Raw genomic sequence first — 15,850 nt, forward strand, 5'->3', positions numbered from 1 at the left:
GATAGAGATGAGGTTAGAAAGTGGAAATTAAAGAATTAACGACGTTTAAGACAATTGTGGCAGAAGGAACGTTTTCACTTGCAGCAAAAAAACTAAACTATGCCCAGTCTACCGTCACCACTCATATAAAAAAGTTAGAAAAAGATCTTGGATTTCTCTTATTTGAACGAGGCTGGGAAGTAACCTTAACAAAGGAAGGTACGTTATTTGTAGAAGAAGTAGATAGCTTGTTGAAGCACTGGGAGTATTCCATATCTCAAGCGCAGCGTATAAGCAAAGAGGAAAAAGGAACCATCAAAATAGGGTTATCAGAATCGATTGCTCAAAGGTTGATGCCAGCTATATTAAGCTATTTAAATGAGGAAAAACCATACATACACTGCGATTTTACTATTGGAAACACGGCACTTTTATCAGAACTATTACGTCAAGATAAACTGGACTTTGCTGTTTGCGGACAGAATACGAACCTTTCCGGCGTGACTTTTACTCCGCTTGGTAAAGAACAAATTCAATTTATTGTTAATACGTCTAACCATCCACTACTGCAACAGGAAACAGTTGAAATAGCCGATATTATCCACTATCCCATTTTAATCGGAGAAAATAGCTGTTATTACTATCAATCCGTCAATCATTTTTTGGCAGAGAATGATTTAGCCTTTAAAACCGTTTACAGCTGCAGTGCCCTGCATCTCATTCCAGAAATGATGTTTGGACATGCAGTAGGAATTATCCCTAGAGGAACTAGTGTGAAACCAAGTAATATCTCGTTTGAAGTAAAGGGCTTTGACCCTCAAATGCCTATAGGCTTATTAATTTCTACTGAAAAAAGAACTTATTTAAGCCAGACAAAAAAGAATGTTATAGAGGTAATTAAATCTTCATTATCGTAGACGGAAACTTATTTAACGTAATGAATTCATTTATACAAAAATCCTTTGCTTCCAGGGCAAAGGATTTTTTTGTAATTATAGAGATCTTTGTCCCTTTTACAGATTAATATAGTACTCATTCGCTATCAAAACAATATTTGTTGATTAGTTAAATCCCATTAAGTTTTTCACCTGTTGAACATTTTCTAAAGAAGTTAATTTCTCTAATAGTAAAAAAGCCACATCAAACCCGGTGCTAGGGTTTGAGGAAGTAATTATATTGTGGTCTATGACAATATAATCATCTTGAACAAGTACACCAAATTCTCTTAACTGTGCCCTTCTTATACTTGTAGGGTGATTATAGGTAGTAGCTTTTTCACCTTCAAGAATTCCACTTTTTCCAAGTGAAAGAGCGGCAACACAGACACTAGCGATAGGTTTTCCTGCTGAGTGAAATTCTCGAATAACCTGTAAGAATCTCTCATCGTAAGCATCTTCATAAAAATTTGCTTCTTCAAAACCACCGGGTATAGCAAGCGCATCAAATTCTTTTACATTAATATCTGATACTAGCATTTCCGGGATTACAGTAAAGTTCCATGTACATGTTAGCTTTGGATGTAAGCCCGCTGTTATTAGTTCAGTCGTGCCGTCTCCCTCAAATTTATTCCACCCAAACACATCTGTAAAAACGCTTGCTTCTACAGCTTCAAATCCATTTGCTAAAAGTAATAATATTTTCTTCATAGAATCATCTCCTTTCAGTAAATTTTATGAAATATTTATGCAATGTTATATACAAATAATTAGGTTATTTCTAAAGATAGCTTTACTAAATTAGGTAATTACTTGATAATAATTAATAAAAAAAGGTTGACGATAAAATGGACGTAATAGATAGAAAAATACTTCATGAACTGCAGGCAAATGCTAAGATTTCAATGAAGGAATTAGCTCAAAAAGTTTACTTATCTTCTCCTTCTACCATTGAACGAGTGAGAAGGTTAGAGGAAAACGGGATTATAAAAGGCTATAAAACAATTGTTGATGCAGAAAAATTGAATAGAAACATAACTGCGTTTGTTTTATTTGAAACGACAAAATGTAAGGATCTTGCCGCGTTTTGTAGCGTTCATCCCGATGTAATGGAATGTTATCGTGTGGCAGGAAAAATAAGTTACATAGCAAAAGTATGTACAGAGTCCGTACATACTTTAGAAGAATTTATTGATAAAGCTATGGAGTTTGGTACACCTTCAACAAACATCGTTTTATCATCACATACGAATATGGAACTTAAATTATCTCAAGATACTAGCAGTGGATAACGTTTAAAACCATGTTATATATTTGGCAGTTACTAGTATCTAAGCTGATTTTTCAAGAAAGCTATCTGAACCAAATCTCATATATGAGCCTGTTATAACAAGGGGTGTCAAAAGCAAGGAGGACTATATACGTGCCAATAAAAGAACAAGAAAGACAGGCATTTCAAGCCGGGTGTCAATTTGTAGATATAGAAGATCAAGGAAATGAACAAGGCTTTCCTTTACTTATCATGTACCCTGCATACAAAGAAGAAAAAGTAAAAAAAATGGGACCTTACACGATAAGCGTTGCGCAAGATGCTCCGCTTTCAGATGGATTATTTCCTTTGGTCATTATTTCTCATGGAGATGGAAGCACACCTTTTGCTTATCGAACAATTGCTCAGTTTTTAGCACGTCATGGTTTTATTGTAGGAATACCTCAGCATCCGTTTAATAATCGAGAGAATAATACGCTATCTGGAACAATAGGTAATCTAAAAAATCGGCCTACCCATATACGTACTGTAATTGATTGGTTTTTGAAAGAAAGTTCCTTTTCTCCATCCATTAAATCAAATAATATTTCTCTTATTGGCCATTCAATGGGAGGATATACGGTTCTTGCTGTAGCAGGTGGAGTTCCCACTTCTTTTCCTTCTGAATCTCCTGATCAAAAGCCTTATTGTTTATCTGTTGATCATGATAAGCGGGTTCAATCACTTATTCTTTTAGCGCCAGCCACCGGATGGTTCAGAGAAAGAGGAGCTCTTGAAGACGTGAATATACCTATTCTAATGATTACAGGCGAAAAGGATACGATTACTCCTTCTTTTCACGGGGAATTTGTATTAAATGGGGTTTCTGATGCGGAAAAAGTTCAGCATATAGTTGCAAAAAATGGAGGGCACTTTTCATTTCTCAGCCCATTTCCCGACTTTATGAAATCTCCTACCTTCCTCCCTTCTCAGGATCCGGAAGGCTTTAATCGCAAAGAGTTTCATGAGGACCTGCAAAACACTATATTGGACTTTTTATTACGTTCTTTTTAACTATTAGTATTCTATATATTTTTGAGACTTCTAAAGCTACTAAAAGCATTTTTAAATCTTATATCAATAAAAAAAGTGATGTTAAGTAATTTCACTTACTATACCTAACCACGTAAAAACAAAAAAGAAGTAACCATATTGGTAACTTCTTTTTTCCCTATTCATACGTCAGATTTTCACCTACAAAATAATCACTTACATTCAGTCTCTTAAAAATGACAGCAGCGCTTCGTTAAATTCGTGTGCATGCGTTGCATTTAAGCCGTGCGGACCGCCTTTTATTAAGGCTAACTTAGAACCAGGAATGGCTTCATGCGTTCGCTTTCCGCTATATTCAAATGGAACAATCTCATCTGAATCACCATGAATAATAAGAGCAGGTATTGTAAATTTGGCTAAATCGTCTCTGAAGTCCGTTTTGCTGAAAGCAGCTATACAGTCTAGTGTCCCTTTAGGTGATGCAGCTGCTGCAATATCCCGGTTGTAAAGTCGAAATGGTTCGCTGACTAAGTCATTTCCGTCTTCCATCCCAAAAAATGTTTTTGTAAAATTATCAAGAAAAGCTAAACGATCATTTTTTACGCCGTTTTCAAATTCTTGGATTCCTGCATCATCTAATGCTCCTTCAGGATGATCCTCTGACTTATAAAGAAATGGTGGTACAGCTCCTGCAAATACGGCTTTTTCTACTCTATCTGTTCCGTAAGTTCCTACATAACGAGCTACTTCTCCGCCGCCCATTGAAAACCCGACTAATGTCACATTTGTTAAATCCAAATGTTCTAGCAACTGATGTAAATCAGCAGCGAATGTTTCATAATCGTAGCCGTCCCATGGCTGAGAAGACTTTCCGAATCCTCGGCGGTCATACGTTATGACTCTGTATCCAGCCTCAACAAGAGCTGGAACCTGATATTCCCAAGACCGTCCGCTTAGTGGCCAGCCGTGAATTAAGACAACCGGCTTTCCTGTCCCATGGTCCTCATAGTATAGTTCAATAGGTGCTTCATTTTCTGTTCCTACATTAATTTTTGCCATTTTGCTACCTCCATTATATAGTCGTTCTTTATTTGGTTAAGTGGTCGTAAACCTAGCGTAGATAATAAAAAAGATGGCTAACTCTCCTATGATGAGGGTGCTCGGGACGACTAAAAGTAAGTTAATAATAAAAAACACAGCTAAAATTCCTAAAAACAAGCCTAAATGATACACTTTCAAACGATGTTCTTCAAATCTATACTGGTGAAAAACAAGAGTGGTTGCCATGAAGTAGAGCAGCACGGAACCGAATACAAAATATAAGCTGAATGTGTACTGAACTTCGTGTAAAAACATGAGCTTAATCGATGCTGCAATCATGCTTAGAGACATGAGGATAAGTAAGTGTCCGTAAATAATCGTTTGTCCCGCTCTTTGAATGGACTTGTTTACTTTCTTTTCTACGTTCTCAAAGTACTGCCACCACATGGCGATGATCAGGACAAATGAAATAACCGAAAATAAAATGGTATTCCAATCCCCTTTTTGTGGCTGTATCACAGCAAGAATGCTGACAACGGATTCTCCAAACAGGATTAATGTTAGTAACGCAAAGCGTTCTAACAAATGAGCGGTGTTGGTCGGTAATTTCGCTAACCGTTTATGTCCTAAAATAGGTAAAATCATATCCACTGCAATTCCTGTATATAACACGGCGTAGCGGACCCATGAATCAAAAAAGAGCGAAAGAAGCGAGATGAAAATGCCAATTCCAAAGCATACGCCTAAAAACACAGCAACTTTTTTTCTCTCACTCTGTTCAAATTTTTGAACAATAAGATATTGAATCGAGGTTAACGCTCTTAGTCCAATATAGCCAATCAGAAAAGAGACGTAATATTGATCAAAATCTACGGACAAGCTTGAGATCATGATAAGAACAAACAGCATTTGAAGAATCATAAAGATGCGCTGATGCAAAAAATCCTGTCCAAACCGATTGATAAACATTGTTTGTCCCGTCCACGCCCACCATATCGGAATAAAGATCAGTACAAACTTTAACAAGTACTCTCCATGAATATACCCTTGTTCAACGTGAAGCAAAACATGCGTAGCAGTCGCAACGGCTGCCACAAATAACAAATCATAAAAAAGCTCCAGCCACGTAACTTTTTTTTCTTCCACTACTCCGCATCCCTTCCTATCATTTATCAGGCTGTCGTTAATGTACTTTGTTTTATATACAAGAGATGCATACTTCATGACAGGTAGCGTAGTAAAAGATAGGTGAGCCAGCTGTTCATCAGTCGGCTCACCTATCTAACAATTTCTCTTATGTCGTTACGTTTTCTCCGTCACATAAATGATCCACAGATGCCATTCTACTTTCATGTCTTATATGTAAAGAGAACGACCTTTAGCAAAATGTAGTCTCTGCTACATTAGACACTCTGCTTGCTGAAATCGCGCTGAGCTCCTCTATAGCTGCCCATTAAGTTTTGATAACCAGGAAGATGACTAGAAATTAAATTACCAAAACCTTCAACGTCGTTGCGCCAGTCGCGCTGAAGCTCGCACGCTACGCTAAACCAGTTCATAAGCTGTGCGCCCCCGTGAGCCATACGCGTTAATGCTGCATCCGCTACTTGCTTATTGAACGTCCCTGAAGCATCTGTCACAACAAACACTTCGTAGCCTGCTTTAATGGCCGAAAGCGCAGGAAAAGCAACGCAGACGTCTGTAACTACACCCGCGATGATCAGCTGTTTTTTGCCCGTTGCTTCAATGGCTTTAACAAAGTCTTCGTTATCCCATGCGTTGATTTGTCCAGGACGAGCTATCTTTGGTGCATCAGGAAACAAATCAACGAGTTCTTGCATGAGCGGGCCGTTGGGTCCATTTTCAAAGCTTGTTGTTAAAATAACCGGTAAATCAAAGAATTTAGCCGTATCACCAAGAGCTAATACATTGTTTTTAAATTCATCAACACCATAGTCACGTACAAGGCCGGAAATAAGCCCCGTTTGGTGGTCAACTAAAAGCACGGCAGCATCATCTTTTGAAAGGCGAGAGTAAAGATCAGACATTTTATAATCCTCCTTAAATTAAGGCAAGTAAGGATACACGTACCTTTTCCATTCCTTACAAGCGGTCTATAATTTGAACGGTTTTTTGGATTTCATTTATGATCTGTTTGGTAAAACATCTATAGAAAGAAAAGTTATTTCTGAGGTGAAGGTTCGTGAGGTGTGTTCTCTTTCTTAATCTAGAACAGGAACAGGCGCTTGATCAATCCAATGAATGAACTGCTGTAAGTAGCGCTGAAGATAACGTTTTGTTGATTCATCAGTAAGTACTTTTTGTTGCGAATCAACTTTTTCATGAACTTGAGAAATCAGCATTTTTTGAAATGGTAAAACATTGACTTGCATAGCTTCCAGTACTTCTCTCGTTTGCATTTGAGCAAAAGCCGTACCGAAGCCTCCTGGAGTTGCTCCAATGAGACCAACCGGTTTTCTGTTTAAAACAGAAGAAGTCCGAGGTCTTGATGCCCAGTCTAAGGCATTTTTTAACACTCCTGGAATTCCGGAGTTGTACTCTGGACTTACAATGATAACACCGTCAACATCTTGAATCGCAGCTCTAAAAGATGCGACAGATTCTGGTGATCCGTCAGCTTCTAAGTCTTCATTAAAAAAAGGCAGGCTGCTTATTTCAATCCAGCGATATTGAGCTGAGTCATCTAATGTAGTCAATGACTCAGCGATCATTCGGTTATACGAATTCTTTCGTAAACTTCCACAAATAAGACCAATAGTTTTTGTCATCTATTCACCTCCTTACTTGGAATTAATTTCATATTACCACGGTGTTTCAAATATAGATATTAGTTTTATATATAGATAAATTAATTCCTTCTTTGTACCTAATGTAGAGTTGAACTAGCGTTTTACTATTACTAAAAGAATTTTTTCAGTGAAATTCAGTCTAATTCTCTCACTTCAAAAGGAATCAAAGCTCTTTCAATTTGATCTCGATGGGTTTCGTACTGTTCAGGCAGCATGAGCTTTTCTCCCATTGTTTCATGTGATTCATCATGTGCAAAGCCTGGAGGGTCTGTTGCAATTTCAAATAGAATTTCTCCGTGTTCTTTAAAGTAAATCGCATTAAAGTAATTCCGATCTCGAACAGCCGTCACTCCGTATCCGCTATCGGCTACGTATTTCTGCCATTCCAACTGATCTTCATCATCTTTTGCTCGCCATGCAATATGGTGAACTGTTCCAACACCCATTTGCCCGCGTCCAATGGTTGTTAATTTTAAATCGATGACATTTCCAATGTCAGCTGATGATTGAAAACGTATAAAATCTCCTTCTTGCCCTACTTTTTGTAGACCCATTACGTTTTCTAATAATTGAGCTGTTTCATCAGGTCGAACGGATAATAACGTAGCGCCTCCGAATCCTTTAATAGCAACATCAGGTTTAATTTCACCAGCTTGCCACGTATTTTTTTCTCCTTCTTCTCTTTCAACAATTTCTAGATGTAAACCATGAGGATCATCAAACTCTAAATACTGCTCTCCAAATCGCTCCATCTTTGCAGCTGGAATCCCAAACTTAGCTAATCGTTGTTCCCAAAAGTCCATCGCACCTTTTGGAACCACATAGGAAGTTACCCCAACTTGCCCGTCACCTATTTTTCCTTGTCGTGCATTTGCCCACGGAAAGAATGTGATAATCGTTCCAGGTTTTCCGCCTTCATTTCCAAAGTAAAGATGATACGTTCCTGGATCATCAAAGTTCACCGTTTGTTTGACCAAACGTAATCCTAACACACCTGCATAAAAGTCAACATTTTCTTGAGGATGACCTACAATCGCCGTGATATGATGAATACCTGCTGTTTTTTTACTCATTACTACCATCTCCTTCGATACATTTTTCGCCATATGTTTCGTTATCCCTCTTAAAATTACAACTATTTATCGTGAATATCTCGAATTCGAGATATTAATCAAAAAATAAAAGCATCTTTCTTATTCCAACCCATTTTCTCTTTTAGAAAATAAAAGTATCTAGTGCATAATAACCTGGTCCTGCAATTGCTACACCGACTGCTACAACTAGCAGCGTAAGATTATATTCATATCCGTTTTGTGTTGCCCAGTATCCATTTGGACCGTGTACTTTCACAATCGCCATGACCATTGTTCCTGCAATTAAAAGCGCTCCAAGCGGCGTAAGAAGTCCTGCAGCAAATAAAGCCCCGCCTACTAGCTCTGATAATCCAGCCATTAACGCCATTCTAACACCCGGCTTCATTCCGATGGATTCAAACCAGCCTCCTGTTCCTTTTAGCCCGTGGCCGCCAAACCATCCAAATAATTTCTGAGTTCCATGTGCCATAAAAGATAATCCAATGACTAAACGTATTAACAATAAACCAATGCTCACCATTTTTTATTCCTCCTATATTTTTCATCACTTTAAAATCTCGAATTAAAATATCTTGAATTAAGGATAATTATAAAACCATATGATTCTACTGTCAATATAAATTTTTATATTTTTTTGTAGCTAGTTGAAACGCTTAGCGACGTATTAAAAACATATTCATGATTTTGAGCGGATATGAGCATGGGAGAAGAAATATATAAGCTAAACGTTATTAATCATATTAAAAGAGGAAATAAGGATATAAAGTCATCAGGATGAGTAGCGGGAGCATTGCAAAGCGTATCGCGTATGACCCAAGTTCTAAAAAGAATTAAGCAAGGTTTATTTACTTTTCTGTGAAATATAAAAGTAATATCACTTATTCATACAAAAATGCACCCTACAAATGTAGCAGGATGCATTTCACTCAGTTTTCTGTATCTTTATTATTTTTTCTGCTGAAAAGTTCCTTAACACACTCAAATGATTAGAAAATATTCAGCAGTTTCTATTGGTCCAATTCCTTCAAGTACATAACTTGAAAATACCTCTAAATTTTAATAATAGGCAGCTGAAATAATAATAAGTTGGTTTAGCTGAATACTTCTGATGACTCTAAAATAGCCATAACGCTTTGTACGGATTCGATTGAACGTTTTAACCCTTCATTTTCCTTTTCCGTTAAAGGAAGTTCAATGATATGTTCAATTCCATCTCCTCCTAGGATTGTGGGTACACCTAGGTAAAGATTATTACAGCCATATTCCCCTTCTAGATAAGCTACAGAAGGGAGAATTCGCTTCTTATCCTTTAGGATCGCTTCTGCCATTTGAACCATAGAAGCAGCAGGAGCATAATAGGCACTTCCATTTCCAAGCAGGTTAACGATTTCTCCTCCACCTTTGCGTGTTCGCTCTACGATAGCTTCTATCCGTTCAGGTGAAATGATTTTTTCAAGTGGAATTCCTCCAGCATACGAATAACGGACTAATGGCACCATATCGTCTCCGTGTCCGCCTAAAACAAACCCTGATACATCTTCAACAGAGATATTTAATTCTTGAGCAACAAATGTATTAAAGCGGGCTGTATCTAATACACCAGATTGGCCTATTACTCTATTTTTAGGGAACCCGGTGGTTTTATAGCAAACGTAGGTCATTGCATCGACTGGATTACTCAATACAATAATATAGCTGTTTGGTGCATGTTTTTTTACATTTTCCGATACTTCTTTCATAATTTTTGCGTTTGTTGAGACTAGGTCGTCACGGCTCATTCCCGGTTTTCTCGGAAGTCCTGCAGTAATTAATACTAAATCTGCATCCTGAATGTCTTCATAGCTAGATGTTCCCTTGATATTAGCGTCAAACCCTTGAACTGGGCTTGCCTCTAACATATCAAGTGCTTTTCCTTTGGTTGGGTTAGTCTGGGAAGGAATATCGACTAATACTACGTCTCCAAGTTCTTTTTGCGCCATCATTAATGCTGCTGTGGCTCCTGTAAATCCTGCTCCAATTACAGCTATTTTTTTACGCTTAAATGCCATGATTTATCCCCCGTTCCTCGTCGTTTATATGTATGTTATTCTACTTTTTGATCTTCTTCTACAGCAGCAGAATCTGCTTTTGCTTTATATTGAATACTGGATTTTGTTTTAGCAGCAGATGATTTTTTAGTCGCTTTATTGTCTTTAGGTGTCTCCTTTGACTGCAATTCTTTATTTTCATCTTTTAATAGGCTATTTCCAACCTCTTCATCAGGATGGGGAATTACATGTGCTGAAACTAATTCTCCAACGCGAGCCGCTTCTTCTTTTCCCATATCTACAGCTGCCTGTACTGCACTAACATCACCTTCAACTAACACTGTCACAAGAGCTGCATCCACTTTTTCTTGCTTAACTAAGCGAACATCAGCTGATTTTAGCATCGCATCCGCTGCGACGATCGAACCTATTAAGCCTCTTGTTTCAATCATGCCAAGCGCTTTAGCCATTCTCTCCACCTCTTTCTATATCAACAGAGTCTATAATCCCGATAATAATTGCATCAATGGGTAATGGGGTGTCGGATGCCATATGTGCTGCGGCACTTCCTTGCGTAACCATTACCTTATCACCAATCCCCGCTCCAATACGATCAACTGCAATAAAAGAAGAGTCGTTATTCGATTTATTTAAAAGTTCCGGTTGAACAACTAAAAATTTTAAACCGCGTAAATTATCTTCTTTTCTTGTTGCCCAGACGTTGCCAATTACCGTCCCTATTTTCATAAAACATCCGCTCCCTCTATGTCTATCACGCAAATTTCTTTTCCTAATTCTCTTGCTGTATCGCGTGCTAAAGGAGTGATAATCGTTTTAGGTGAAACAGTAATTTTTTCTTCTTCTACTAATTTCACATGTCTTTGGGTTAACACTCGTTCTGTAAATGATAAAGAATGTCTGTTTAAGCCTGATTGCAAAAATCTCTCAAACGATTGGATTTTCACCCCAAAGCCTTCTAATGTATTTTTATAAGCGATTAAATGGGCTGCATATTTGTTGTTTACTGGCTTTTTTTGATTAGTAGATAGCAAGACGTTTCCTAAAGTTACAGAAGGAATGAGTGAAACAGAAATTCCTTCTAGCAAAGCCTCAGCTAAAAGAGAACTTTCTAGTGTATCTGTCATGCCAAGCGCTCCTTTTACTAGCAGGTCTTGCTTTGCTTCTGCAAATAAAATACCTTGTATATCTTTTGGAAGGTTTTCTTTTTGGTCATCGCTGTAAACCAGTGTCCAGCTTGTTTCTAGCTTTTTGATTTGAATTGGATCAATTGCTGCTGCCTCTTTCACGATCAGCAGCTTTGGCTTTACATTTAGGTGCTGCTTGTCTGATTTATCTAACCGTTTCAAAACTTCTACTACAATTTGTTCAATCAGAGCATGATGGTTCATAAAGCTTCCTCGTATTGAGAAAGAATCCCTGTAGCTCCGGTAGAAATTAGTCCGGCATTCGCTTCATCTGTATCAATATGCATTTCAAGCTTGAACTTTGGTGAAACTCGAATTAATACACGTTCTAGCGTAGTAGGTCTTTCTCCTTGAGAGGTAATGCGAACACACTGACCATTTTTTACACCATAAGCTTCAGCATCATCCGGCGTCATATGAATATGAGCTCGTGCAACGATTAAGCCTTCTTTCTTGTAAATGCTCCCCTTTGGTCCAACTAATGTAATCGCTTCTGAATTCTTTATATCTCCAGACTCACGTAGTGGAGGAGCCGCACCAAGTTTAATTGCATCAGTTTTACTGACCTCCACTTGAGTTATACTCCTTGCTGGGCCAAGGACTCGCACCTTTTCGATGCTTCCTTTAGGCCCCACAATAGTAACCGTTTCATTCGCTGCAAATTGACCAGGCTGAGACAGGTCTGATTTTTTTGTTAGTTGGTACTCTTCTCCAAAAAGAGTTTCTACATCTTCTATACTTAAGTGACAGTGTCTAGCAGATACAGCCATTGGGACTGTATTGTTTTGCTTGGTTGTTTGACTTAACTGCTGAACAACCTCTGCTACAATCGATTGAATGGCCTGCTTATTCATGCGCTATGCTCCTAACTTTTTAAGCTTATAGTTCACTATCGATTTTCGGTAAAATACTTTCTAATTCATTGTGTGGACGTGGGATAACATGAACGGAAATAAGTTCTCCAACGCGCTGTGCAGCTGCCGCACCAGAATCTGTCGCTGCTTTTACCGCGCCTACGTCACCGCGTACTAAAACCGTTACAATTCCTCCACCTACGTGAACTTTACCAACTAAATGTACGTTTGCTGCTTTTACCATTGCGTCTGCTGCCTCTACTGATGCTACTAATCCTTTTGTTTCAATCATTCCTAATGCTGTTAGTTCTCTTGCCATTTTTAATTCCCCCTAATTAGTTTGTTTGATATTTTTGAAGTGCTTGATTAACCATTTCAGAAATTGCTGCCGAATCAATTGGTCCCTGTGGCTTTAATTGATTCATAACTTCGTTGACAATTTCCTGTACCTCTTGATGATCTTTTATATCTGATGAAGCAGAGGTAAAAGATACGGATGGTTTTGGAATTGTCACCTCTTTTGTACCATAAGCCATTCGCTTAATATTTAATAAATGGCGAGCGGTTACATTGTCTGACGTAATGTTGCCTCCGAATGAACCGCATCCTAGTGTAAAGGATGGTTTAAGTCCAGTCGTACCACCCACAGCTCCCACTGACGAGAGTGTGTTGACCATCAATCTTGAGACCGGCATTTCAAGAGCAAACGTTTTAGCTACCGCATCATCGTTTGTATGAAGTGATAAGCTGTGACCTCTTCCTCCAAGATTTAATAAGCTTAAACATAATTCCCTTGCTTGCTCTTCGTTCTTAGCTGTATACAATGGGAAGATAGGTGCTAGCTTTTCAATCGAAAACGGTACATCCTTTGCCACCTTTGTTTCTTCGGCAACTAAGATTCGTGTATCAGAAGGTACTGTAATACCTGCCATTTCAGCAATTTTCACAGCATTTTGACCAACAATATTTGGGTTAAGCTTCTTTGGAATCGGTGAAATCACTTTTTCCATTTTGGCTTTCTCTTCTGAATTTAAGAAGTAGGCCCCGTTATTCTTTAATTCTCTAATAGCCATTTGTTGAATATTAAGATCAACAACAATCGCTTGTTCGGTTGCACAAATCGTACCGTTGTCGAACGTTTTGCTATCGACAATCATTTTTACTGCTTGGTCAACCTTCGCTGTCTTCTCAATATATACAGGTACGTTTCCTGGACCTACACCATAAGCTGGTTTCCCAGAACTATACGCTGCGCGAACGAGACCACTTCCACCTGTTGCTAAAATTAAATTCACATCTTTATGCTTCATTAATTCGTTAGTTGCTTCCATAGAAGGATTAGAAATCCAACCAATAAGCCCTTCAGGAGCTCCTGCTTCAACTGCTGCACGGGAGCAAATTTTAAGCGCTTCTACTGTACAGTTCATTGCCCGGGGATGAGGGCTGACTACTAGAGCATTTCTAGTTTTTAAACTAATTAATGTCTTGAAGATAGCCGTTGAAGTTGGGTTAGTTGTCGGAATAATTCCAGCAACGACTCCAAAAGGAGAGGCAACTTCTACAACTTTGTTCGCTCTATCTTCGTGAACAATACCTACTGTTTTTTCGTTTTTAATTGATTCATAAACAGCTCTAGATCCTACCTCATTTTTAATTTTCTTATGTTCTACAACACCCATTCGCGTCTCTTCAACAGCCATTTTCGCTAATTCCAATGCTTTAGAATAAGCTGCTTCGGCAACTCGTTCAACGATACGATCTACTTGTTCTTGTGAAAAATCTAAGTATACCTGCTGTGCGGCTTTTGCCTTTTCCACTGCATCTCGCATCTCTTGTAAAGATTGAAGATCTTTATCAAACTGCACATCCAACAACTCCTTTCTACTGTCTATAAGCTTTTTAATAATGAACTGGATTTCTTGCAATGTCTAAAATAGCCTGGCGAAACGCATCAGCAGCTGCTTGACAGGCTGATTGAGATCCTGTTAAAAACCCACCGCCAAAATTTGTTTCAGAAGGAGGGCCAAAAAATTTCACAAGTTCTACATCAGCTGCTTTAAGCGCTACATCAAGTCCATACATAGCCTCTAGTGGAGGGGCAATTAAATAAGCTAGTGGTTCGCCAATATCGATTCCTGCTTCTTTAGAAAGGTAAGAACCTGTTCTTGCCACCACATGTGCATACAGCGCGTGATTTTTCTCTTCATCTAACGCTTCAAAATAAGCATCTGATTTTGTCACTTGTAAAACAGCCTCAATGCCAGCTTTAACTTCATCTGGGCTTGGACCCGCTAATACCCCAATCATTTCACCTGATAGCGGACCTGACGCATGGGCAGCGCCAGCATAAAAGGAACGGGCATAAGCTACCTCAACGTCTGCTCTTTTAGTGGCTTCATCTAAAGCTGTATAGCCCACGTCATCAATACTTGATGTAAACATGGCTAAACTTCTATGGTAAGGCTGCAAGTTAAACTGTTGAACTAAGGCGTCATCCACATTTGGAATCACACGAACAGCTAAAATGTCAGCATGGATACGTGTTAAAGCCACTCTTATTCACCTCTATTGTTCTTTTTGAACAAGCGATACTCCGCTAGCTTCATATTTTAAAATTTTTTGAACCAATGTACCGAGATAAGCACCCGCTTCAACTGGAGGAATACCGCCTTTATGAATATTGGAAACCACCATTCTCTCAGCTTCGATCATTCCTTTTCTCGGTTCATAGCATAAATAGGCACTTAAAGATTCTGCACTTATAAGTCCTGGGCGTTCTCCAATCAAAAGCACCACCACTTTTGGCGTCAGAAGTTCACCAATGTCGTCCATTACAGCGACTCGACCTTTTTCTATGTAAAAGGGAACGCCTACATCTAAATCTGCGCTTTTTAAGGACTGTTGAAGAGATAAGTAAACATCTTCGACATTCTCCTCAATGGCCTTGGAGCTTAAACCGTCAGAAACAATAATTTGAACAGTTGGTGATTTGGTACATCTTTCTTGAATGTACTTTTTTGCTTCGTCTGATAGCTTTCGTCCATAATCGGGTCGGCGAATGTATACTTCTTTATCCGTTACCTGAGTATTTACTTTAAATAAATTCAGCCGTTTTAAAAGGTCGTCGTTCACATTGCCATACACAGCGTCAACGGCTGCTGCATGGTCATAGCGGAATTTCAGCCATGTCTCTGTTCGTGGACGTAAGCCTGCTCTGCCAATCCCGATTCGAGCAGGTGTTTTCTGAATCAATGTGTCTAATTCTTCTTGATTCACTGGATTTTTAATACCAGACACCTGCTGTTTTGATTCAATATCTTCTTCCTGTCGAATAGCCATTTTACTTTCAGGCAGAGATGTTAAATTATTTTCTTGAATATTCGGAAATTTAATTAATTCCTTTACCGAATCATCTTCTACTACTTCAGCTAGAGGACCATTAATTACTTTCTTATTTGCACTGGATGTATGAGCCCAAAAAGTTACGCTGCTTTGACGATCGTCAGTAGGAAAGCTTTGTTCGAAACTAGATTGTTTTTCTAGTTTTTCGACAATGGATCGTGTAATTTTTTCAATCAATTCAGGATTCATCTTCTTTATCAC

General features: G+C 38.5%; 19 protein-coding genes. 3 read left to right on the forward strand and 16 right to left on the reverse strand.

The window, feature by feature from the left end:
- Window positions 1-20 precede the first annotated feature (20 nt).
- The gene (locus MKY06_RS18680) at window positions 21-896 is read left to right on the forward strand and encodes a LysR family transcriptional regulator (protein WP_340961144.1); all 876 of its coding nucleotides are present in this window, start codon (window positions 21-23) and stop codon (window positions 894-896) included.
- 144 nt (window positions 897-1,040) lie between these two features.
- On the opposite strand, the gene MKY06_RS18685 is transcribed toward MKY06_RS18680, so the two are convergent.
- The gene (locus MKY06_RS18685) at window positions 1,041-1,625 is read right to left on the reverse strand and encodes a DJ-1/PfpI family protein (protein ID WP_098449978.1); all 585 of its coding nucleotides are present in this window, start codon (window positions 1,623-1,625) and stop codon (window positions 1,041-1,043) included.
- A gap of 137 nt (window positions 1,626-1,762) precedes the next feature.
- On the opposite strand from MKY06_RS18685, the gene MKY06_RS18690 reads away from it, so the two are divergent.
- Complete coding sequence (locus tag MKY06_RS18690; protein ID WP_029323463.1) at window positions 1,763-2,206, forward strand: Lrp/AsnC family transcriptional regulator; 444 nt, start codon at window positions 1,763-1,765, stop codon at window positions 2,204-2,206.
- A gap of 131 nt (window positions 2,207-2,337) precedes the next feature.
- A complete protein-coding gene (locus MKY06_RS18695) occupies window positions 2,338-3,237 on the forward strand; it encodes an alpha/beta hydrolase family protein (RefSeq protein ID WP_098476135.1) in 900 nt (299 codons plus the stop codon).
- A gap of 201 nt (window positions 3,238-3,438) precedes the next feature.
- On the opposite strand, the gene MKY06_RS18700 is transcribed toward MKY06_RS18695, so the two are convergent.
- The 15 genes from MKY06_RS18700 to eutC all read right to left on the reverse strand — a co-directional run bounded on the left by MKY06_RS18700 (window position 3,439) and on the right by eutC (window position 15,838).
- A complete protein-coding gene (locus MKY06_RS18700; RefSeq protein ID WP_013058354.1) occupies window positions 3,439-4,275 on the reverse strand; it encodes an alpha/beta fold hydrolase in 837 nt (278 codons plus the stop codon).
- A gap of 36 nt (window positions 4,276-4,311) precedes the next feature.
- Complete coding sequence (locus MKY06_RS18705; RefSeq protein WP_029323467.1) at window positions 4,312-5,403, reverse strand: low temperature requirement protein A; 1,092 nt, start codon at window positions 5,401-5,403, stop codon at window positions 4,312-4,314.
- A 257-nt stretch (window positions 5,404-5,660) separates the two neighbouring features.
- Window positions 5,661-6,305, reverse strand: a complete 645-nt coding sequence (ycaC, locus tag MKY06_RS18710; protein WP_013058356.1) for an isochorismate family cysteine hydrolase YcaC — start codon at window positions 6,303-6,305, stop codon at window positions 5,661-5,663.
- Window positions 6,306-6,479: 174 nt separating this feature from the next.
- Window positions 6,480-7,046 (reverse strand): NADPH-dependent FMN reductase, encoded by a 567-nt coding sequence (locus MKY06_RS18715; RefSeq protein WP_013058357.1) that lies wholly within the window; start codon window positions 7,044-7,046, stop codon window positions 6,480-6,482.
- 155 nt (window positions 7,047-7,201) lie between these two features.
- Entirely contained in the window at window positions 7,202-8,140 is a 939-nt protein-coding gene (locus MKY06_RS18720) for a ring-cleaving dioxygenase (RefSeq protein ID WP_013058358.1), read from the reverse strand.
- 142 nt (window positions 8,141-8,282) lie between these two features.
- Window positions 8,283-8,681: a DoxX family protein gene (locus MKY06_RS18725; RefSeq protein ID WP_013058359.1), complete on the reverse strand. Its 399-nt coding sequence runs from the start codon at window positions 8,679-8,681 to the stop codon at window positions 8,283-8,285.
- A gap of 571 nt (window positions 8,682-9,252) precedes the next feature.
- Window positions 9,253-10,209, reverse strand: coding sequence for a malate dehydrogenase (gene mdh, locus MKY06_RS18730; protein ID WP_078082069.1), 957 nt, complete (start codon window positions 10,207-10,209; stop codon window positions 9,253-9,255).
- A 35-nt stretch (window positions 10,210-10,244) separates the two neighbouring features.
- Window positions 10,245-10,658: a BMC domain-containing protein gene (locus MKY06_RS18735; RefSeq protein ID WP_013058361.1), complete on the reverse strand. Its 414-nt coding sequence runs from the start codon at window positions 10,656-10,658 to the stop codon at window positions 10,245-10,247.
- Window positions 10,651-10,935 carry a EutN/CcmL family microcompartment protein gene (locus tag MKY06_RS18740; protein ID WP_013058362.1) on the reverse strand — a complete coding sequence of 95 codons (285 nt, stop codon included), beginning with the start codon at window positions 10,933-10,935 and terminating at the stop codon, window positions 10,651-10,653. The genes MKY06_RS18735 and MKY06_RS18740 overlap by 8 nt, the downstream gene beginning before the upstream one ends.
- Window positions 10,932-11,597: a hypothetical protein gene (locus MKY06_RS18745; RefSeq protein WP_055992748.1), complete on the reverse strand. Its 666-nt coding sequence runs from the start codon at window positions 11,595-11,597 to the stop codon at window positions 10,932-10,934. Before MKY06_RS18745 ends, MKY06_RS18740 begins: the two co-directional genes overlap by 4 nt.
- A complete protein-coding gene (locus MKY06_RS18750) occupies window positions 11,594-12,247 on the reverse strand; it encodes a phosphate propanoyltransferase (RefSeq protein ID WP_078082070.1) in 654 nt (217 codons plus the stop codon). The genes MKY06_RS18745 and MKY06_RS18750 overlap by 4 nt, the downstream gene beginning before the upstream one ends.
- Window positions 12,248-12,272: 25 nt before the next feature.
- Window positions 12,273-12,566 (reverse strand): ethanolamine utilization microcompartment protein EutM, encoded by a 294-nt coding sequence (gene eutM / locus MKY06_RS18755; RefSeq protein WP_013058365.1) that lies wholly within the window; start codon window positions 12,564-12,566, stop codon window positions 12,273-12,275.
- A 16-nt stretch (window positions 12,567-12,582) separates the two neighbouring features.
- A complete protein-coding gene (locus MKY06_RS18760; protein ID WP_013058366.1) occupies window positions 12,583-14,112 on the reverse strand; it encodes an acetaldehyde dehydrogenase (acetylating) in 1,530 nt (509 codons plus the stop codon).
- A 34-nt stretch (window positions 14,113-14,146) separates the two neighbouring features.
- The gene (gene eutL, locus MKY06_RS18765) at window positions 14,147-14,800 is read right to left on the reverse strand and encodes an ethanolamine utilization microcompartment protein EutL (RefSeq protein WP_057234380.1); all 654 of its coding nucleotides are present in this window, start codon (window positions 14,798-14,800) and stop codon (window positions 14,147-14,149) included.
- A 12-nt stretch (window positions 14,801-14,812) separates the two neighbouring features.
- A complete protein-coding gene (eutC, locus tag MKY06_RS18770; RefSeq protein WP_098526413.1) occupies window positions 14,813-15,838 on the reverse strand; it encodes an ethanolamine ammonia-lyase subunit EutC in 1,026 nt (341 codons plus the stop codon).
- Window positions 15,839-15,850: the final 12 nt, after the last annotated feature.

Origin of the sequence: Priestia sp. FSL P4-0332, assembly GCF_038005845.1 — a bacterium.
Taxonomy (GTDB): Bacteria; Bacillota; Bacilli; order Bacillales; family Bacillaceae_H; genus Priestia.